18 protein-coding genes and 1 tRNA gene are annotated in these 20118 nt (G+C 66.4%); 11 read left to right on the forward strand and 8 right to left on the reverse strand.

Features of this window, described 5'->3' with window-relative positions; translation table 11 throughout:
* Positions 1-21 precede the first annotated feature (21 nt).
* The 5 genes from LKD76_RS05645 to LKD76_RS32090 all read left to right on the forward strand — a co-directional run bounded on the left by LKD76_RS05645 (position 22) and on the right by LKD76_RS32090 (position 4241).
* Positions 22-1503, forward strand: a complete 1482-nt coding sequence (locus LKD76_RS05645; RefSeq protein ID WP_227979892.1) for a peptide MFS transporter — start codon at positions 22-24, stop codon at positions 1501-1503.
* A gap of 55 nt (positions 1504-1558) precedes the next feature.
* Positions 1559-1632 (forward strand) — tRNA-Leu (locus LKD76_RS05650).
* Between the two features lie 255 nt (positions 1633-1887).
* A complete protein-coding gene (locus LKD76_RS05655) occupies positions 1888-2358 on the forward strand; it encodes a DUF3558 family protein (protein ID WP_227985108.1) in 471 nt (156 codons plus the stop codon).
* Positions 2359-2397: 39 nt separating this feature from the next.
* Positions 2398-2796 carry a hypothetical protein gene (locus LKD76_RS05660; RefSeq protein ID WP_227979893.1) on the forward strand — a complete coding sequence of 133 codons (399 nt, stop codon included), beginning with the start codon at positions 2398-2400 and terminating at the stop codon, positions 2794-2796.
* A gap of 617 nt (positions 2797-3413) precedes the next feature.
* Positions 3414-4241 carry a PDDEXK-like endonuclease domain-containing protein gene (locus tag LKD76_RS32090; protein WP_227979894.1) on the forward strand — a complete coding sequence of 276 codons (828 nt, stop codon included), beginning with the start codon at positions 3414-3416 and terminating at the stop codon, positions 4239-4241.
* A 14-nt stretch (positions 4242-4255) separates the two neighbouring features.
* Here LKD76_RS32090 and LKD76_RS05670 read toward each other — a convergent pair whose 3' ends face one another.
* The gene (locus LKD76_RS05670) at positions 4256-4849 is read right to left on the reverse strand and encodes a DUF4291 domain-containing protein (protein ID WP_227979895.1); all 594 of its coding nucleotides are present in this window, start codon (positions 4847-4849) and stop codon (positions 4256-4258) included.
* A gap of 458 nt (positions 4850-5307) precedes the next feature.
* A complete protein-coding gene (locus tag LKD76_RS05675) occupies positions 5308-6525 on the reverse strand; it encodes an acyl-CoA dehydrogenase family protein (protein WP_227979896.1) in 1218 nt (405 codons plus the stop codon).
* A 179-nt stretch (positions 6526-6704) separates the two neighbouring features.
* Between LKD76_RS05675 and LKD76_RS05680 the strand changes: the two genes are divergently transcribed.
* Positions 6705-7085 (forward strand): DoxX family protein, encoded by a 381-nt coding sequence (locus LKD76_RS05680; RefSeq protein WP_227979897.1) that lies wholly within the window; start codon positions 6705-6707, stop codon positions 7083-7085.
* A 55-nt stretch (positions 7086-7140) separates the two neighbouring features.
* Here the strand turns inward: LKD76_RS05680 and LKD76_RS05685 are convergent, their stop codons facing one another.
* Positions 7141-8604: an MDR family MFS transporter gene (locus tag LKD76_RS05685; RefSeq protein WP_227979898.1), complete on the reverse strand. Its 1464-nt coding sequence runs from the start codon at positions 8602-8604 to the stop codon at positions 7141-7143.
* A gap of 275 nt (positions 8605-8879) precedes the next feature.
* A complete protein-coding gene (locus LKD76_RS05690) occupies positions 8880-9893 on the reverse strand; it encodes a phosphatase PAP2 family protein (RefSeq protein ID WP_227979899.1) in 1014 nt (337 codons plus the stop codon).
* 372 nt (positions 9894-10265) lie between these two features.
* On the opposite strand from LKD76_RS05690, the gene LKD76_RS05695 reads away from it, so the two are divergent.
* On the forward strand, positions 10266-11183 hold the full coding sequence (locus LKD76_RS05695; RefSeq protein WP_227979900.1) for a hypothetical protein: 918 nt from the start codon (positions 10266-10268) through the stop codon (positions 11181-11183).
* Positions 11184-11186: 3 nt separating this feature from the next.
* Here the strand turns inward: LKD76_RS05695 and LKD76_RS05700 are convergent, their stop codons facing one another.
* Positions 11187-12041, reverse strand: coding sequence for a DUF1266 domain-containing protein (locus LKD76_RS05700; protein ID WP_227985109.1), 855 nt, complete (start codon positions 12039-12041; stop codon positions 11187-11189).
* 153 nt (positions 12042-12194) lie between these two features.
* On the opposite strand from LKD76_RS05700, the gene LKD76_RS05705 reads away from it, so the two are divergent.
* The gene (locus LKD76_RS05705) at positions 12195-13019 is read left to right on the forward strand and encodes an alpha/beta fold hydrolase (RefSeq protein ID WP_227979901.1); all 825 of its coding nucleotides are present in this window, start codon (positions 12195-12197) and stop codon (positions 13017-13019) included.
* A 30-nt stretch (positions 13020-13049) separates the two neighbouring features.
* On the opposite strand, the gene LKD76_RS05710 is transcribed toward LKD76_RS05705, so the two are convergent.
* Both LKD76_RS05710 and LKD76_RS05715 read right to left on the reverse strand, forming a co-directional pair.
* A complete protein-coding gene (locus LKD76_RS05710) occupies positions 13050-13913 on the reverse strand; it encodes a hypothetical protein (protein ID WP_227979902.1) in 864 nt (287 codons plus the stop codon).
* A 136-nt stretch (positions 13914-14049) separates the two neighbouring features.
* Positions 14050-15354 carry a glycosyltransferase 87 family protein gene (locus LKD76_RS05715; protein WP_227979903.1) on the reverse strand — a complete coding sequence of 435 codons (1305 nt, stop codon included), beginning with the start codon at positions 15352-15354 and terminating at the stop codon, positions 14050-14052.
* 84 nt (positions 15355-15438) lie between these two features.
* Between LKD76_RS05715 and LKD76_RS05720 the strand changes: the two genes are divergently transcribed.
* From LKD76_RS05720 to LKD76_RS05730, 3 genes are read left to right on the forward strand one after another with little or no spacing between them, the layout of a single operon-like run.
* Complete coding sequence (locus LKD76_RS05720) at positions 15439-16797, forward strand: purine-cytosine permease family protein (RefSeq protein WP_227979904.1); 1359 nt, start codon at positions 15439-15441, stop codon at positions 16795-16797.
* A 13-nt stretch (positions 16798-16810) separates the two neighbouring features.
* Positions 16811-17926, forward strand: coding sequence for a phosphotransferase enzyme family protein (locus LKD76_RS05725; RefSeq protein WP_227979905.1), 1116 nt, complete (start codon positions 16811-16813; stop codon positions 17924-17926).
* 49 nt (positions 17927-17975) lie between these two features.
* Complete coding sequence (locus LKD76_RS05730; protein WP_372465752.1) at positions 17976-19496, forward strand: amino acid permease; 1521 nt, start codon at positions 17976-17978, stop codon at positions 19494-19496.
* On the opposite strand, the gene LKD76_RS05735 is transcribed toward LKD76_RS05730, so the two are convergent.
* The gene (locus LKD76_RS05735) at positions 19439-20068 is read right to left on the reverse strand and encodes a hypothetical protein (RefSeq protein ID WP_227979906.1); all 630 of its coding nucleotides are present in this window, start codon (positions 20066-20068) and stop codon (positions 19439-19441) included. The two genes, LKD76_RS05730 and LKD76_RS05735, sit on opposite strands and share 58 nt — an antisense overlap.
* Positions 20069-20118 lie beyond the last annotated feature (50 nt).

A 20118-nucleotide genomic window follows, 5' to 3' on the forward strand; every position in this document is an offset into this window, starting at 1 on the left:
GTTGCCGGACAATTGCGTCTCATGAGCACGGTGGAACCCGCCCCGGGGGAGCAGGCGTCAGCACACCCCGCGACGCGCACGATATTCGGCCATCCCATCGGACTGGTCAATTTGTTCGGAGTGGAGCTGTGGGAACGGTTTTCGTTCTACGGCATGCTCACCATCCTCGGGTACTACCTGTACTACTCGGTGACCGACGGCGGGCTCGGACTGGAGAAGTCCACCGCCACCGGGATCGTCGGCGCGTACGGCGGCCTGGTGTATCTGTCCACCGTGCTCGGCGGCTGGCTGGCCGACCGGGTGCTCGGCATGGAGCGCACCGTCTTCTACGGCGGTGTGGTGGTGATGGTGGGGCATATAGCCCTCGCGATACTGCCCGGATTGACCGGTGTCGGAGTGGGTTTGGTGCTGGTGGCGCTCGGGTCCGGCGCGTTGAAGGCCAATGCCTCCTCACTTCTGGGCACGCTCTACGACAAGGGTGACGCCCGCGCCGACGGTGGTTTCACGCTGTTCTATCTGGGCGTCAATCTGGGTGCGTTCATCGGCCCCCTGATCACCGGACTGCTGCAGACCCATCTCGGCTTCCACTACGGATTCGGTGCGGCGGCCATCGGTATGGCGCTCGGGCTGACCCAATACGTGATCTTCCGCCGCAATCTGGGTACCCACGGCCGGGAAGTGCCGAATCCGTTGCCGCTCGGCCAGATCGGCAAGGTGATCGGGTTCGTGCTGGTAGTCGCGGTGGTGACCGTGGTCGCGATCTGGACCGGACTGGTGCGGCTGTCGAATCTGTCGTGGGTTACGACCGGTGTGATCACGGTCGTATCGATAGTCTATTTCGGGTTGATGTTGACCAGTCCGAAAGTGGTTGCGGTGGAACGTGTCCGAGTGCGGGCCTTCATACCGTTGTTCATCGCCAACGCCGTGTTCTGGTCACTGTTCCAGCAGATCTTCACGGTGCTGGCCGTGTACTCCGACGAGCGAATGAACTGGACCCTGTTCGGCTGGACCGCGCCGTCGAGCTGGATCGGCTCCGAGGAACCCGTCTGGGTGATCGTGCTCTCGCCCCTGTTCGCGATCATGTGGACCAAACTGGGTACCAGAGCACCCACCACGCCCCGAAAGTTCGCCTACGGCGTCATGGGCATGGGCGCATCGTTCCTGCTGTTCGTTCCGCTGGCCGGATTCGGCGACCGGACCGTGCCCGCGCTGCTGGTATTCGTCATCCTCGCCGGCTTCGCCGTCTCCGAGCTGCTGCTGTCCCCGATCGGGCTCGCGGTTACCACTCAGCTCGCCCCGGAAGCCTTCCGCGCCCAGATGATGGCCCTGTACTTTTTCTCCGTCGGCATCGGGACCTCGATGTCCGGCGTCCTGTCCGACTTCTACGACACCAGCCATGAAGTCGCCTACTTCGGCATCACCGGCCTGGTGGCGATCGCGGTCGGAATCGTCGTGTACTTCCTGGCCCCGCAGGTCAGCCGCCTGATGGAAGGCGTCCACTGAGCAAATCCCCGGACAATTCCGAGACGGACGTACGACTTAGGTACGCTATCCCGGCGCCCCCGTAGCCCAATTGGCAGAGGCAGCGGACTTAAAATCCGCACAGTGTCGGTTCGAGTCCGACCGGGGGCACCTTATCGGTGCGGGTGGGAGCCATCGGAGGGGTTAACCGAGCAGCGCGTCGCGGAAATATGCAGCGGCGCTTGCCGCCGACCGCGACGACAGAGTTCCGCTCCTTCCGCCGCCCGTTACCTCTCCGCACGGCTCTGGCGATCGGGGAGTCGTGCCGTATAGGTTCTTAGCGGTTGTATTGGTCGAGCGGGAGGACGTCGGGTGCGGCGACGAGTGGCAGGGGCGGCGATCGCGATCGGGGCGTTGCTGGCGACAGTGACGGCGGGGTGCGGTTCGACTACGGAGGGGACAGCGGCGCCCGCGAGCAGTGATGCGGCAGCGGGGCTGTGGGACCCGTGCACGCAGATTCCGGATTCGGCATTGAGTGCTGCGCAGGTGGACCCGAGTACGAAGGAGTCGGGTGTGGCGGGTGTCGAGCAATCCGGCTGGAAGATCTGCGGCTGGAAAGGGCGCCGTTACGACGTGACTGTGTACTCGACACACCGATCGGCATCGGAAATTGCGAACAAGGACGGCAATACCAACCAGCAGCCCGTCACTATTGCCGGTCGCGCGGGCACTCAATTTGCGGCAGGTTTCCGGACAGGGTGCGATGTGGTCTTCGCAGCCCAGCAGGGTGCAGCACAGATACAAATTCTTGGCCGGATCGATGACGACTACCCGGTTGATCCTTGCCCGACACTTGCGAATGTCGGCAACTCGATCGTTCCAGTACTTCCAAAGTGATTTTCCAGCACTTCCAGAGTAAGAGGTAAGGGGGAGACCATGGCCGGTGCCGGTGATCTCACGGCATGGCAGAAGCACGCGAACGACGCGCGTTCAGGGCAGCTTTACCTGTCAGACGAGCAGGTTGCCCGCGAGTGTTTGGCGGCATGTAACCAACGGATAGAGGACCTCCAGGAAGTCACCCGACTCGTGCAGGTGGTTCAAACCGTCAGCGGGTTCGGCGATTTCGACATGGCTCACGCACTTGAAGGCAAATTCAAGCTTCAAGCGATTGGCGACGACAACTCGATCTCCCAAGTCATTCAAGACCACGTGGATACCGTCAAGGCGATGCGGGAAGTCATGGCAATCTCACTCGCTCGCCTCAGCGGGCAGGACTACACCAACGCGACGACGCTGAACGGGATCATCGATCAGAACCCGGCCCCGAAGAAGTAGTCTCGCGGCCGTTCGGTGTCGGAGACACCCAAGGGCCTGTGGCTGTCTCGGCGGGTCTCCTGAGCCTCGCGACGAGCCGACCGCTGGCTGGTGGTCTCGATATCGACTGAACCCGAGCAGGTTTGGACGGAACACCGTGTCGTGGAGTCCGGCGAATCCCCGCGTCGGTCACCTCGGAAAGGCCCTCAACCTACGGCCTAGGTCGTTCGGCGGCACGTCACTACGGTCGTCAGTCTGCCCCACACCCATGTACACAACGCGACGACCCTCGGCTCGTTCGCGCAGCGAGACCGGCACTTCCGGCACGTATCGGATGGACCGCTGACATCGCATCGCTGGGACGCCGCGAAGGCTGGCCCGGATGCCGCACTGCCGTGGGCGTGGGTGAACCGATCGTGCAAACCGCGCCGAATTGTGGGGTTTTCCCGGATTTCCGTCGAGGTTTGCACGAATTGTTCGGCCAACACCGTTGCCGCGAGCAGGAAAGGCGCGCACCCTTTCCGTTCGCTGTGGTTCAGGGCGCTGGGGATCCACAGGGCGCGCTCCATCCACAGGCTTCTCGTTCGCCCGGGTGAGCTTCGGACACCGGGGCCGATCGACCGGAATCATCGCTCCTCGTGATTCGAACCAGGGCGGAATTGATGGGTGAAGTCTCGGCGGCGACGATCGCCGCGCGCTGTCGCCGCGGGGAATATGCGCGCGTGTTGCCGGGGATCTACGCGGTCGGGGCGGTCACTCAGCGCATCCGCTGTGAGGCCGTGATCGCCTGGCTGCCCGCTGCTGTGTTGAGTCATCGAACCGCGGCATGGCTGTGGGATATGCACCCGGAGCCCGAGTCGATCGAGGCGACCGTACCGCGAAGTAGCTATCGAGCCACGTCGCAATGGCTTCGGCTGTACCGCCGTGACTTGCGATCCGATGGGATCGATGAGGCATGGGGGCTGCCGGTGACCACCCGGGCCCGCACCCTGCTCGATTGCATGTCGGTCCTGTCCGATGCCGACGCCGGGCGCATGGTCGACGCCCACGCGCGCGCGGTGGCACCCGAGTTGTCGGATTTGACCACCGGACGGTACGGCTCCCGGCGTTTACGTGAGCAGTTGCGCTGCGCCGCATTCGATGCCGCCTCGGAGCCGGAGCGACTGTTCGCTCGCGGGCTCGCGCGGCGCGGTCTTCATTTGCTGTCGAATCATCCGGTGGGTGGGTACCGCGCTGACCTCGTCGATGAACGGTCGCGAACGATTATCGAGATCGACGGGCGTGAATTCCACAGTGATCCCGTCACGTTCCGTCGTGATCGCCATCGCCAGAATGCTTTGCTGGGGGCCGGGTGGTTCGTGCTGCGGTACGCCGCCGCCGATGTGAACTCCTATCTCGACGCCTGTGTCGACGAGGCCGCACGGGCGATTCGCCGCAGACGCGGCAACCGCCGGCGAGCGCCGTGACCTCCCATGCCCGATCACCGCATTCCCAGATGGTCGGCGAGATCGCTGTCCACCGGATACGGGAGTTCTGTCGGCAGCAGGGACCGTGCCCGATCGATCTCGCCGTCGCGCACGAGTTGCTTTACCTCGTGCGCCAATTCGGTGACGTCCTCGATACCGGTGATCCATTCATCGCAGTAGCGGCGAGACACCTCGCCCGACAAGCCGATCTGGATCGAGCGATGCGGCAGTGCGGTGAGCCGAATATCGCGCTCGGGATCCCACTGGATCCGAACCGGGGCCGCCAATGAGGATTTCCACTGTTCGCGACTCCTGTGCTGCCTCGCATCGAAGTGCGAGAAACCCGAATTGCGTAGCGCCCATTCGAATCCGGTCCGGGTGACGCTGATCGCCAGCACATGCTCCTGGCCGGGTTTGCCGGCCCACCCCGACCGGTGCATCATCCAGCAGAACGACGGCTTGATCCACGTCATCCGCTCACGCTTGAACTCGGGTGGAAACCGCCCTTCCTTCGCGGCCGGTACCGCGATGCCGGGCCGGTACGCCTGGTAGATCGTGACCGTTCGATCGTCGAATCGCGCCCGGATCTGCCGAAATGGAACCTCCATGGCGCGGATCCTGTCATGCGCCTGCCGATCGCTTCCACCGAAATTTCGGACCTTCGGGCGTGCGCGAGCGTGATGTCATCCCCACACATTCCCGTTGTCCGAGGCACCGTCGACAATCCTCTCGGTCCACTGATTGAGAACGTTTGATTGCAATCGCATTAATGCGATCCGACCGAGGGGTGTGTACCGGATATGCTTCGCGATGCGAGGGCCGCCCTCCCCAGGGAGCGGATACGTCGGCTGTCGTTGCTAGGGGAAAGTTCGGTGCCCCACCCGTGCGTGAGCTGCCCCCAGGGTGGGGCATCGCCCTGTCGGTGATCATTCGCGGCGGCGGGCCGTGCGCGCCTGCCCGGGGGTGGCCGCTCCCCGGCCACTGTGACCGCCCGCGACGGGAACGGCCCGGTGCGTCAGGGCCGTCCCGTCGTGGGCGGAGTCGGGTCGTGGGCGGAGTCGGGTCGCTATCGGTTGAGCAGGCCCTTGGCGATGTGGGTCACCTGGATCTCGTTGCTGCCCGCGTATATCATGAGCGACTTCGCGTCGCGCGCAAGCTGTTCGACCTTGTATTCGGCCATGTAGCCGTTGCCGCCGAACAGTTGGACCGCTTCCATCGCGACCTCGGTGGCGGCGCGGGAGGAATACAGCTTCATCGCCGAGGCTTCGGCGAGGGAAACCTGTTCACCGGCGGCGGTGCGCTCGATCGCGTTGAACACCATGTTCTGCACGTTGATGCGGGCGATCTCCATCTCGGCCAGCTTGAGCTGGATGAGCTGGAACTGGCCGATCTCCTTACCCCACAGGGTGCGCGACTTCGCGTAGTCCACACAGAGCCGGTGGCATTCGTTGATGATGCCCAGGGCCAGTGAGGCGATGCCGATCCGTTCGGCGGCGAAGGACTCCTTGGCGCTGTCCTTTCCGTCGCCCTTGGCGGGATTCTCGGTCTCGCCGAGCAGGCGGTCGGGGGTCAGTCGCACGTTCTCGAAGAACAGCTCGCCGGTGGGGGAGGAGTTCATGCCCATCTTCTTGAACGGCGGGCTCTGGGTGAACCCCGGCATGTCCTTGTCGAGTACGAAGGTCAGCACCTTGCGGTCGCGCCGGTCGGTACCGTCCTCCTCGTCGAGTTTGGCGTAGACGACGGTGACATCGGCGTACGGGCCGTTGGTGATGAAGGTCTTGCGGCCGTTGAGGATATAGTCCTCGCCGTCACGACGGACGTAGGACTTCATACCGCCGAAAGCATCGGAGCCCGAGTCGGGTTCGGTGATCGCCCAGGCGCCGACCTTCTCGAAGGTGACCAGTTCGGGCAGCCACCGCTTCTTCTGCGCGAGGGTGCCGCGACTGCGGATGGAGCCGACGGTGAGTCCCAGGCTGACCCCCATCGAGGCCACCAGGCCCAGGCTGACGCCCGCGAGTTCGGCATTGAGGATCACGCCCATACTTCCCGAACCGCTGAAACCGCCCGGCTTGCCCGACTGTCCGGACTCCTCCCGGGCCAGGGATTTCGCCAGTCCCTCACGTGCCATCTCGTCCAGTCCGAAGGTGGCGTAGAGCTTGCGGATGATGTCGAACGGGGGAAGGGCGCCGCTCTCCAGCTGTTCGACGTGGGGTTCGATCTCCTTCCTGATGAATCCGCGCACGGCGTCGCGGAGCATCAGATCTTCGTCGGACCACTGGTACATGTCGTGCACTCCCGAGGATCGGCGGAACGGTCACCCCAAATATAGAACACGTTCTAATTCGCGGGGATCGGGCGCTGGTCGTGGTGAAGCGCGGAATCGATTCGCCGGCACCCTGTCGCATGTTGTATGTAAAAGATATAATTGGGAAACAATATTAGTTTTACCGACTCGAGGATCCCATGGACATCGCTTACCTGACCGTCATGGCCCTGGCCGTCGTCGCCAACACCTTCTCCGGACTGGCCGCCGTCACCAGGTTCGGGCCGGTCATGGCAACTCTCGGTCCTGCGATGGAGACCGCGGGAATTCCGCGCTCGTGGCTGATCTTCCCGATCGGGACGCTGAAGCTGGCCGGGGCGGCGGGGCTGGTGCTGGGGATGGCCGGCGTGCCGTATGTGGGCACGGCGGCGGCGATCGGGCTGGTGCTGTACTTCGTCTGCGCGGCGTATACCCATGTGCGCGTGGCCGATTACGGGCAGACGTTCTCTCTGGCCGTCGGGGTGTTTCTGCCGCTCGCGGTCGCGTGCACGGTGCTGCAGTCGGCCGATCATCGGATATGACGACGCGGCCGATACCGGTGGGGACGCATCGACGATGCGCCCCCACCGCTATCGCTCACGGGCAGGCGGGTTCGAGCTCCGGCGTGTGGGATTCGCCCGATTCCTCCGGGGCGGTGGAACGGTTGGGCAGCAGCAACGCCATGACGATCACGATCACCGCCAGGGCCGCGGAGACCGCGAAGGCCAGCCGCATACCCGACAGATGTGCGCTGAGCGGATCGGTTCCGTGGTCGACCAGCGTGGTGGCGCGGGCCGACATGACGGTGACCACCAGTGCGGTGCCGAAGGCCGCGGCCACCTGCTGCAGGGTGCCCAGCATCGAGCTGCCGTGCGAGTACAAGTGCTGCGGCAGCGAGCCGAGGCCGAGGGTGAACACCGGCGTGAAGGCCGCGGCGAGCGACACCATCAGCAGGATGTGCAGCGCCAGCAGCTGCCAGTAGGGCATGGTCAACGAGATACGGGTGAATCCGGCCAGCGCCGCGGTGATCCCGATCGCGCCGGGAATTACCAGCATTCGGCCGCCGAACCGATCGAAGAGCCGCCCGATCACCGGGCCCAGCAGGCCCATCGCCAGACCGCCCGGCATCACCAGCAGACCTGTTTCCAGCGGCGTGAGCGATCGCAAGTTCTGCAGGTACAGCGGCAGCAGGATCATCGACCCCATCATCGCCAGGAAGGCGACGGCCATCAGGACCAGTGATTTGGTGTAGGTGCCCGCCAGCAGCACCCGCAGATCCATGAGTGGTGAACCGGTGCGCTGCAACCGGATCTGCCGCACCGCGAAGACCGCGATGAACAGCGCGCCCGCCGCGACGATCAACGCGGGAACCGCGATATTGCCGACCTCGAATTTGCTGAGCCCGTAGACCAGGCTGCCGAATCCCAGAGCCGCGAAGACCACGCTGGCCCAATCGATCGCTCCGCTCTCGGGTTCGCCGATGTTCTCCAGCTTGCGCATGCCGAAGTAGGTGACGGCGCCGGCGATGGGCAGGACGAGCAGGAAAAGCCAACGCCACGAACCGATCTGCAACACCAGGCCGGAGATGACCGGGCCCATGGCCGGGGCGACCGAGATGGCCAGGGTGACATTGCCCATGACGCGACCGCGATCCTGTTCGGGCACCACGGTCATCAGGGTGGTCATCAGCAGCGGCATCATCACCGCGGTGCCGCCGGCCTGGACGACGCGGCCGACCAGCAGCAGGCCGAACGACGGCGCGGCCGCCGACAGGGCGGTGCCCGCGAGGAAGACGCCCATCGCGATGGCATAGGCGCGCCGGGTGGTGACCCGTTGCAGGAACCATCCGGTGACCGGGATGATCGCCGCCATGGTGAGCATGAACGCGGTGGAAACCCACTGCGCCGAACGCTCGCTGACCTGTAGATCCGTCATCAACCGCGGAATCGCGTTGATCATGATGGTCTCGTTGAGGATTACCACGAAGGTGGCGAGGACCAGCAGCCGGATCACCGCGGGGGTTCGCCGTCCGGCCGGGCGATGGACTGGTTCGGCGGGCATCGATTACCTCCGGGTGTTCGCGAACGCAGAAATGCTGTGACCGACGCCGAGCCACCCCTGTGTGTCCCGGGCGTCATACGTGAAGTGACGACCGTGACCCACTCAACTCATCGGTGTCGCGACAGTATTCCGGCAATTCAGGAGAGCAATCATCCGATTTTTCGCTCGAACGGGCGTGTAGCGCACCGAAAAACGCGCGCTCACCTGCGCGTCGGCAATGCTGCGGGAGTGAAGGAGACGCTCGTCACATCGCCCGGTGGCTCGGGATCCGGCGGCTAGGCGGGTTGTCCCGCCGCCTCGGCGTGGGCCTCCGATGCCCGCGCGGTCCGGTCCGGCAGCGCCGACGGCAACGGTCCGAGCAGGGCACGCCCCGCCCGCCAGTTCTCCCACACTCGGGTGATCAGGACCGTGAATCCGGTGTACACGCAGCCGAGCAGGACATCGAGGACGTAGTGCTCACCGCCGTAGACCAGGGTGAATCCCATCGCGCACGGATACACGACGAGGATCGCCCGGAGCCACCAGTGTTTGGCCAGCGGCCACAGGGTGGCGGCCACCAGAACCGAGAACGCCGTATGCAGCGACGGCAGCGCGGCGACGAAATTGCCGTGCTCGGTGAGCCATTGCGCACTGATGTCCGGTGACACCAGCCCGAGGCCGAAACCGGAGATACGGCGGACCTGTTCGGAGATCGCTCCCTCGTGCGAGGCGTACCAGGGCGGTGCGGCCGGCACCAGGATGTAGGTGACCAGCGCGAGATAAGACAGCAGCAGGATGCGCCGCATGTAACGGACCCACAGCGGCCGGGAGTAGACGTAGAAGATCGCCGCTACCGCCCACGGCAGGATGAAATGCGTGGTGTAGACGACCCCGATGATCGGGGTCCACCACGGTTGCCCGTCGTCGGCGGCGAGATGAGTCTGCAGCCAGACCGTCGGCAGCGTGCCGCCGAACATCCAGCGATCGGCGGTGACCAGCTCGTGCATCCGCAGCGGCATGCCGAGCTTGTCGGCGAGGTCACGGGTGTAGTCGTAGACGATCAGCGCCGCGATCAGCGGCAGCCAGTCGACCAGAACCCGGATGTGCTGGCGCCATGGCCGATCGATGGTGAAGGCCAGGACGCCGCCGATCATCCAGGCGGCTTCCTGGATCCGGCCACCCGGCAACGCTCCGGTGATCAGGGCCGCGGCCAGTGCGGCCAGATAGGCGAACCGGACGGTCCAGCGGATCGCCCGCCGCACGGCGGTGGGCTCCGCGATTTCGGTGGTTTCCGGGTGTACACCGAGCATTCGGCCAGTGTGCCATCCACGTTCACGGGCCGGACACTCCGATCCGGTTGGCGCATTCGTGTCGCCCGGATTCACGGTCCGCGAACCCGGCGCGACGCCGTTGCTGGGAATGTACTGTCGATCGGCACGGAGGTTGCCGAGAGTTTCGCCGTTCGGATTGTGAAGACCATTGGGCCACACTACTTTTCGAGGAAAGCGCGGTAATTCGAAAGGTCGAAACCATGATCGTCACACTCCTTCTCGCCGGACTCGGCACGGGCAGCGCCGCACTGGCGGGCGTCACCGGACTCGCGAGCATGTTCGCCGGCAACATGTGACCGGGCCGCCCGGCTACCGGGAACGGCGGGTGCCTCTCGGTAGAATCTGCCTCCGATGAGGGTCACCGGGTCGGATGGGGAGGATGCGGCAGTGCTCGAGGTGTGGGGTCGTCGGGCCGCGATCAGATATGCCGACGGGCGGCTCACCACCACACCGCTCGGGCTCGACGACGACGTCGCCCTCGATATCCGGGTCCGTGATCTCCGGGACGCCTGCCTGGCCGAATCCGATAACGGAGATCTGCTGGTAATGCTGTACTTCCGAACTCCGGACTATGTGCTCGCCGGGGTTCCCACCCGCCGCAATCCCGCCACGGTGTTCCTGGAGCCGGAGGTGTTCACACAGGCCGCGACGCTGGTCCGCGCGATCTGTGACGATCTGCTCGAGATGCGTCGCATCGTGCGGCAGCGGCCGAATCTGACTCCGCCCCGGCCGGTGCAGGGACAGTTCGGTCCCATCCGCCCCGATGTCGCGCGCGCCGCCGAACGGATGGGCGCGCCGGGACTGTGCGCGCGCGAACTCGCGGCACTGCACGCCTACGCCCGGCCGGACGAATACGTCCTGGAATGTGCGGCCGGCGGCCATCGCGGCGCACCCGGGCTGGTCGCCGTCACCACGCTGCGGCTGCTGTTCGTCTCCGCCGGCGCCACCTACGAGATGCCGGTCGCCGCGATCGATCGCATCGATCTGGCCGCACCGCCCGGATCGGTTGCCACACTCGGTATTTCCGACGGCGGTACCGATCTGGAATTCGTCTCCACCGAGCCGGAACACCTGCTGCGGGTATCCCAGGCCGCGCGGCTGGCCTGCGAGATCGAACATGTCGACGGTTCGATCGTGATGGCTCGGCCTTCGTCGCTGGATCTGTTCGGCGAATGGCAGCTGCTGGTCGAGCGGCGCAAACTCGGCATGGTCGAGCCCGACCAGTTCAAGTGGGAGGGCGTCGGCATTCTGCGTGCGATGCCGCAGTGAGATTCAGTGGAACGGCGACAACCCGAATACCGGTGCTCCCGGATGCAGGGCGACTCGCCGCCACGGACTGGACGGCCGCATCAGTAGCCCGCGGATCATCCAGCGACGCTCGTCGACCTGCTCCTTGGCCGCGGCCAGATCCTGGGTAGCCGCCCAGAAGATGGCGCCGGTGAGGAATCCGCCGGAGAACTGCCGCCAATTGCGGTAGTGCTGCTGCGCTTTGGCGAGAGCCCGGCCCAGCAGCACCCACGCCTCGTCTTCGTCGAGATATCCCGCGGTGTGCGCGGCACGCGCGATGAAGACGATGCGCGACAGATCCCACGCGGTGGCATCGGTGTTGAGCGGCTGCGGCAGCCGGTCGACGATGCCGAATTTGATGGCCTGCAACCAGGCGTCGTAATCCCGGTCGATCCCGTTGACCCCGCGATAACCGCGCACCTCCGACAGGGTGTGCAGGAATTCGCGGTGACTGTCGGCGAGACCGGTGCGATCGACCCGGGTGGTGTCCTGGGCGGCCGCGGTCGCCAGCGGATGCACCATGGCGAACAGCGGTGCGTGCATCCCGCTGAGCAGGCGGCCGATGGTGTCGCGCGCGTCGTCGCCGTTGTCGACGCCCCACGATTCGTGCAGGCCCTCGATAGTGGACTCGCGGCGCGTCTCCGAACTGCCCTCATGTTCGGGATGAAAGGCGACGGTGTCGTTGTAGGCGCTCCAGCTGCGGCCGTAGTAGGCCCCGATGGCCAGCGCCCGGATGCGGTCCTCGCTCACGGCGACGCCCGACCACTCGTCGGGTCCGGTGTCGAAATCCGAACTCGGAAATCCGCTGATCCGCGGCAGTCTGTGCGCTCCGGCGACCATCGTCACCACGGCACCCCCTCACCTGTGAATACTCGTCCCTGCGAGCCTACCGACCGGCCCGCCCGAGACGCGGGAACTCATCGCGTACCTTCGACTGGAAAACCTCGCCCGCGCAGATCCGCGCACCCAGTGGTCGCCGTGAAGGAGTACGACATGCAGACCGTGACGTCGCCGGACGGCACCACCATCGCCTTCGATCGGATCGGTACCGGCGAGGCGGGGACCGTCGTGCTCATCGGCGGCGCGTTCGGATACCGGGAGGTTCCCAACACCGTCGAACTGGCCACGGCGCTGGCCGAGAAGTACGGCCTGCGGGTGCTCAATTACGACCGGCGCGGTCGCGGTGACAGCGCGGACTCGCCCGGAATCTACGACAGTGCCAACGAAATCGCCGATCTGCGTGCGCTGATCGAGGCAGAGGGCGGATCGGCCGCGCTGTTCGGCTGGGGTTCCGGAGCGGTGCTGGCGCTGCTGGCCGCCCGCTCGGGCGCGATCGACGGCATCACCGACGTGATCGCCTTCGAACCGCCGTTCGTGGTCGATCCCAAGGATCATGTGCCGCCCAAGGACGCCGAGGAGAAGTTGCGGGCGCGTATCGCGGCGGGTAAACGCGGCGGCGCGGTCTGGTACTACCTGACCAAGATCATGGGCGTGCCCGCACTGGTCGTGGCCGTGATGCGGACGTCATCGGTGTGGAAGAAGCTCGTCGCCACCGCGGACTCGACGGCTCACGATTTCGCGGTGCTGAAGCCGTTCACCCGCGGTGAGACGATCCGGCCCGAGGACTGGGCCGCGCTGACCGCGCCGACGCTGTTGCTCATCGGCGAGCGTTCCGCCCCGGCACTGACCAAGGGCGCCAACCGGATGGCCGAGGTGCTCCCGGACGCCCGGCTGCGCGAGCTGCCCGGGGTGAGCAACGATCCGGTCGCCGCCGAACTCGCACCGGCGATCGGTGAATTCCTCACTCGGACACGATGATCGGCCGATCACCCGTACTGCCCGGTACGACTACTTGACGCTCAGCGGGGCCCGGACGACTCGTCCGCCCAGCCGTTCGGTGACCTCGAACCCCTGTTCGCGGAACCAGCGCGCCAGAATCGGGACGGCCGAATCGTCGTCGCGGAAGGTGGGCACCAGCTGTGCCACGATGTGCATGGCGTGCGCGTCGGCGGTGCGGCACAGATGGCGCAGTGTCGCGGTGCCCAGACCCATCCGGCGCAGCGGTGGAAGCACATCGATGTGGTCGAGTTTGATGGTGCTGGCATAGATTTCGAAGTGCACCGCGACCGGTCCGTGCTGTTCGGCGAGGGTCGCTGGGTCGGCCGGTACCGGGCGCACGTCGCCGGGCAGATGGATCGCCAGCCGTCGCCGCGCCTCGTCGTCGGGAGCCATCCGCACGGCCTGCAGCACCCGTTCGGTGAGATCGCTGACGGCACTGCGATCGCCGTCGGCGGCCAGCGGACGGATATCGGTGGCACTGCGGGCGATACCCCGCAGGGTGCGCACCCAGTGCGGATCGGCCTTGCCGTAGCGCTCGGCGAGTTGATCCACCGTGTGCTCGAGTCCGAAACAACCACCGAAGGTTCCGGTATCCCCGCCCGACAGCACACCCCAGTGGTCCTCGTCGGCGCCGACGCAGTGTCGGGCCAGCTCGGCGCGGATCTCGTCGCGCCGGCGTTCGGCCTGGTCTACCGCCGCCCCCGGCAGGATGCGCAGCCAGCGTCGCCAACCGTCGAGATTCGCGCGAATCCGGGTACCGGCCAGATCCGCACAAGCCTGCTGGTAGTTGCTCCAGGCTTGCTCCCGCCGTTGGATCAGCTGTCGATCCGGACGGGTGGCATCACCTTCCGCGGTCGGCGTGATGTCGTCCATATCTATCTACGGTACGACCAAAATCCCGCGTGACCGGGGTGTTATGGAAACGCGAGGGATGTGTCGCGATTACCGCGGTGCAGCTGACGCGCGGTCCGTCCGGGATTTACCGATCGATTGCGCCTGGCGTGTCGGCTCAGGGCTTACTGGGCACCTTGGACCGCAGCGAACGCAACGACACCGGAAGCAGCGGATCCTGGGTTTCCGGCCGAGGTCCGGCGAAGACGTACACGGCGACCAGCAGCACGCTCAACCACACGTAGGTGTCACCGATCAGGTGCTGCCACGGCGTCCAGGCCAGTTCGCGGTTGTCGTCACCGGGTTCCCAATTCTGCGGGCCGATGGTGAAGACCACGGCGGCCGCCGCGATGACGGCGTACCAGATCATGGCCTGGCGGCGGGGCAGCCGAGTCGCGACACCGACGGCAGCGAGCAGTCCGGGTGCGATCCAGACCCAGTGATGCGACCACGAGATCGGCGAAACCAGCAGGGTGAAGACCGCGTTGAACGCCAGCGCGAGCGCGGGATCGTCGCAGGCACGCCGCATCGCGGCGACGACCAGGGCCAGCAGCGCCAGGCTCAGCAGCCCCCACAGTGCCGTGAAGGCGGGTTCGGGAACCTGGAAGCGTGAGAGCACACCCTGAATGGATTGGTTGGTCCGGAACGCCGAACCACTGAGCCCGGACACATTGCCCATGCCGCCGAACCAATACTTCACCGATTCGTGCGGCATCACGGCGAAGGCGATTCCCGTCGCCACCGCGCCGGTGACAGCCGCCGTGACGGCCGCGCGATAGTCCCGGCGGACCAGGAAGTACAACACGAACGCGGCGGGCGTCAGCTTGACGGCCGCGGCGATGCCGATGAGCATGCCGCGGGGCCAGCGGGTGCGCTTGGGCAGGCAGTCGGCCGCGACCAGCACCATCAGCAGCAGGTTGACCTGTCCGAAATCCAGTGTCGAATGCACCGGTTCCAGCAGGAGGCCCAGCGGAATCGCGCAGGCGCTGGCCCACAGCACCACTTCGGTGCCGCCACTGCCCCAGACCCGGCGCGCGACCAGGTACAGCGTGACCGCCACCGCGAGGGTGGAGACGACGAAGAAGCTCACGGCCGCGGTACTCCACGGCAACAGCGCGAACGGGCCGAGGGCGACCGCCGCGAACGGTGGGTAGATGAACGGCAGGCTGATTCCGAGGGTGGTCTTCGGCAGGCTGCCGTACATATCGGCGCCGTCCCACATCGCCTGCACGCCCAGGCGGTACACCTGCAGATCGATGAACTCCCGCTTGATCGGCTGTAACGGCCAGGTGGGGCGTAGCAGCCAGAACACGCTGACAGCGGCCAGCAGCACCGGGACCAGCCAGATGAGCCGACCGATACGGTGGGCTCCCGGCACACGAGGTCCCGACAGCGGCCGGGCGGATGTGGAGACGCTAACCATCCGGCAGGAGATTACCGACTGTGAGCGGTGGAACGAAGCTGGGGGCGAATTTCCACCGGCGGCACCGATAGCATGAGGGCCGCTATGACGACTCTGCCCGAGCAGCCGGGAGACCGCTCGGCCGAGGCCCCGCTGCTGCTGACCACCGACCCGCCGCGCACGCTGTCGTTCGGCGATCAGGCCGCGTTCTGGGCGAACCTCGGGGTCAGCCTCATCGGCTTCACCGGGGCCATCTATGTCCTGCAGCCCGCCGGTCACCCCCAACTGCCCGTGGTCGCGGCCGTGCTGGCGACGGCGGTGGGAACGGTGCTGGGCACCGCGATGGTCGCCGCCGCCGGTGCGGTCGGCGCCCGCACCGGCGCCCCGGCGATGGCGAATTTCCGCGGCCTGTTCGGTACGCGGCTGTCGTATGTGCCGACCGTCGCCAATATCGTGCAGTGCATCGGGTGGGGCGTTTTCGAGCTGACGGTGATCGCCGGCGGGGTCGCGGCCCTCACCCACGGTCACCTCCCGCGTATTCCGGTGATCGTCGGTGCCGGCGCGCTGTGTACCGCGATGGCGATCTGGCCGTTGAACGTGCTGCACATTCTGCGCAAGTACGTGACCGTCGCGGTGGCGGTGGCCATGGGCTACTTCACGATTCAATTCCTGCGACAGCCGCTGCCGCCGGTATCGGGTACGTCGTGGAGCGGGTTCTTCCCGGGCGTGGACACCGCGCTGGCCGTCGCGGTGTCGTTCGTGCCGCTGGCCGCCGACTACACCCGCCACGCGCGCGGAGCGCGGGCCGCCACCGGCGCCGCCATGGTCGGCTACTCCGTGGCCCAGACCTGGTGCTATCTCCTCGGTGTGGTCGCGCTGCTGCGGGTCGGCGGTGATCCGGATCGGATCTTCGACACCTTCCTCGGGGTCGGGGCGGGCTGGTTGTTCTTCGCGGTGCTGGTGCTGCGCGAATCCGATCAGTCCTTCGCGAATGTGTACTCCACCGCGATGTCGCTGCAGAATCTGGCGCCGCGGGTCGACCGGCGCATCCTGGCGGCGGCGGTGGGCGCCGTCGCGACGGTGCTGGCTCTGGGCGTGCACGACTTCACCGGTTTCTCGAATTTCCTGCTGCTGATCGGATCGGTGTTCGTGCCGCTGTGCGCGGTGCTGGTGGTCGACTACTTCCTCGGCCGGGGCCGGGACGGATGGGACCTGTCCGACGGCGCTCACGCCCGGCCCCTGCTGCTCGTGCCGTGGTTGCTCGGCTTCGCCGTCTATCAGGTGCTGAATCCGGGCTCGGTGGATTGGTGGGCGCGCATCTGGCTGCGGGTCCAGGACTGGCTCGGGGTGCATCCGGGCTGGTGGTCGTCGGCGTCGCTGTATTCGTTCGCGGTGGCCGCTGTCTGCACGATCGTGCTGGTCCGGCTCGAGCGCGTGCGGGTCGGGCCGCGGGCGCCGGTGTGAGTCCGGAGGGCCGGTGACCGCCGGCGAACCCGATACCCGCGTCTTCGCGATGGGCGAGACCGGGCTGGTGGCACCGGATTTCCCGGCGTTGTCGGCCACCGAAGCCGCGGCGGTGCTCGACGAATCGGGCGTCGCCAGGATCGAGTGGCGCAGCCGGCGGCCGCTGTCGTCGACCGCGCGCGTGCGCCGCTCCGATGGGACCGCGGTCGTGGTGAAGCGGATGCCCTCGGCCCTGCGCGATCCGGAAACGCTGGCACCCGAACACGATTTCGCCGATCACCTGCGCGTCCGCGGCATCCCGATCCCTCGGATGTCTTCCGTGCGCCGGGGCGCCTTCACCTACGAGATCCAGGAACTCGGGATCGGCGCGGACCGCTATCGTGACGAATTCTCCTGGAGCCCTTATCATTCGGTGCCCGAGGCGGTATCCGCCGGCGCCATGCTGGCCCGCTTGCATCTAGCGGCCATCGGATTCGAGGCTCCGCAGCGTCCGCCGCATCCGCTGCTGGCCGCGGTCAGCACCGATGCCGTGCGAACCATCGAGCAGTACATCGCCGCGCGCCCCGAGGTGGGCCGCTTCCTGGCGGATCTCGATTGGCGTTCGGACTGGGAGCGACCGCTCCCGGACGACCGCCGGCACGCGGGCGGCGAACTGGCGCGGCGGATCGCCGAACTGCCGCCGCTGTGGACCCACAACGACTGGCATCCGACGAATCTGCTGTGGACCGGCGCCGAGGTCAGCTCGGTCCTGGACTTCGGCCTGGCCAACCGCACGGTGGCGATCTTCGATCTGGCGACGGCGATCGAGCGTTTCGCCGTGGATTGGCTCGCGCCGGTCCCGCATCCGGTGCGCGCCGATCAGTTGCGCGCGTTCCTGCGCGGATACAACGGGATTCGTCCGCTGGAGGCGACCGAACGGGAGTTGCTGCCCGATCTCTTCCCGCTCGTTCACGTTGCGTACGAATTGTCCGAAATGGATTACTTTCTCACGATTCCGCCTCGTCGGCAGGTGCGCCGGGCCCGGATCGCTTACCGTAACTACTTTCTCGGTCGTTCGGCGTGGGCCGCATCGGCTGAGGGCAAGGCCTTCACGACCATGCTGCGACGACTGACTGCCGAGTGCTGTTAGGTTGCTCACTGCAGGTCACGGGGGATCGGTGACAACGGAGGAGACGGGTGTGGCTGAGCCGACACCAACGCATGACACGGCCGGATCGGCGCCGACCCGCCGATTCGGTGGGTTGCTTCGCACCAAATCGGTCGAGCAATCGATCCGGGATACCGATGAACCCGATTCCAAACTCCGCAAGGATCTGACCGCCTGGGATCTCACCGTCTTCGGTGTGGCCGTGGTGGTCGGCGCGGGTATCTTCACCCTCACCGCGCGGACCGCCGGCAATGTGGCGGGCCCGTCGGTGTCGCTGGCCTTCGTCTTCGCCGCCGTCGCCTGCGGTCTCACCGCGCTGTGCTACGCCGAATTCGCCTCCACCGTCCCGGTCGCCGGCAGCGCGTACACGTTCTCCTACGCGACCTTCGGTGAACTGGCGGCATGGATCATCGGCTGGGACCTGATCCTCGAATTCGCGCTCGCCGCATCGGTTGTCGCCAAGGGCTGGTCCCAGTATCTCGGCGAGGTGATGGGGTCGCGATCGCCGATCGTGCACATCGGATCGGTCGACTTCGACTGGGGCGCGACGCTGCTGATCGTCGTGCTGGCGGTGCTGCTGGCGATCGGCACCAAGGTGTCGTCCCGGGTTTCGGCGATCGCGGTCGCGATCAAGCTGGCCGTGATCGCGGTGGTCCTGGTCGTGGGCGTCACCTATTTCAAGCCGTCGAACCTGAAGCCGTTCATTCCGCCGTCGCGGCCCGGCAGCGCCGGGGAGGGGCTGCATCAGACGCTGTTCTCCTGGCTGACCGGAGCCGGTAACAGCACCTTCGGCTGGTACGGACTGCTGGCCGCGGCCAGTCTGGTGTTCTTCGCGTTCATCGGATTCGACGTCGTGGCGACCACCGCCGAGGAGACCAAGAACCCGCAGCGCAACGTGCCGCGCGGCATTCTGGGGTCGCTGCTGATCGTCACGATCCTGTACGTGGCGGTGACGGTGGTGCTGACCGGCATGGTGCCCTACACCGAATTGTCCGGTAACGACGCCACTCTCGCCACCGCCTTCGCCCTGCACGGGGTGACCTGGGCGAAGAACGTCATCTCGGTCGGCGCGCTCGCGGGTCTGACCACGGTGGTGATGGTGCTGTACCTGGGGCAGACCCGCGTGCTGTTCGCGATGGCTCGCGACGGACTGCTACCGCGCCGCCTGGCACGCACCGGGCGCTTCGGCACGCCGGTGACGCTCACCATCGGAGTCGGTGTGGTGTGTGCGATTCTGGCCGGATTCGTGCAGTTCGGCACGCTGGAGGAGATGGTCAACATCGGTACGCTGTTCGCCTTCGTGCTGGTGTCGATCGGTGTGGTGATCCTGCGTCGCACCCGGCCGGAACTGCCGCGTGGTTTCCGGGTCCCCCTGGTGCCGCTGGTGCCGATCCTCGGCGTGCTCGCGTGCTTGTGGCTGATGTTGAACCTGTCGGTGGAGACCTGGCTGCGATTCGTGATCTGGATGGTGGTCGGCCTGGTCGTCTACTTCACCTATGGTGTGCGGCACTCGGTGTTGCGGACCGGGTCGTCGTCGGCCACGGTGGACTGAACCGGCGCGGCCGCAGGGCGAGGGTCGAATCGCGACGCCGTAGGAGTGGCGGTATGGACCGCGCGGGCCAGTGTGCGGGCGCGATCGAGTTGATCGAGGACCGATTCCCAGCCCGCGTGACCGGCCTCCGGGTGGACGCCGCGCACCATGTCGTAGTGGATCCGCAACAGGGTGCGGGTGGCCTCGGCGGCATGCGCGGCGGCCTGTAGCGCGGGGGCCGGTGGGGTGGTGGTGAAGTGCAGTCCGGCGATCCGGTCGGCGAGCCAGTAGGCCTCGAAATGCGCTTGGGCGCAGTGCTCTTCGCGCTGATCACGGTCGTCGGAGGCGTATTTCGCGGTGCCGGGGCCGGCCGCGCGGGCCCGTTCCTCGAGGGCGGTGAGATCCGGCGCACCGGTCAGTGATCGCCGGACGTCATCGCCCATCAACCGGTACAGCAAACCGGCGAGCAGCGCGTGTTCGACGCCGGCCGTATCGGTTCCCGACATATCCGAAATTCCGGCCTGGTCGGCGGCCGCATCGGTGTCCGCGCGCAAAACCGCCAGCGCGGCCCGCAATTCCGGAGTCGTAGCCATCGGCACTTACCCGCTTTCCCTGCTGTCCCGTCCGTCGATCGCGCCGAAGC

It is taken from the genome of Nocardia spumae (assembly GCF_020733635.1).
Classification (GTDB): Bacteria; Actinomycetota; Actinomycetes; order Mycobacteriales; family Mycobacteriaceae; genus Nocardia; species Nocardia spumae.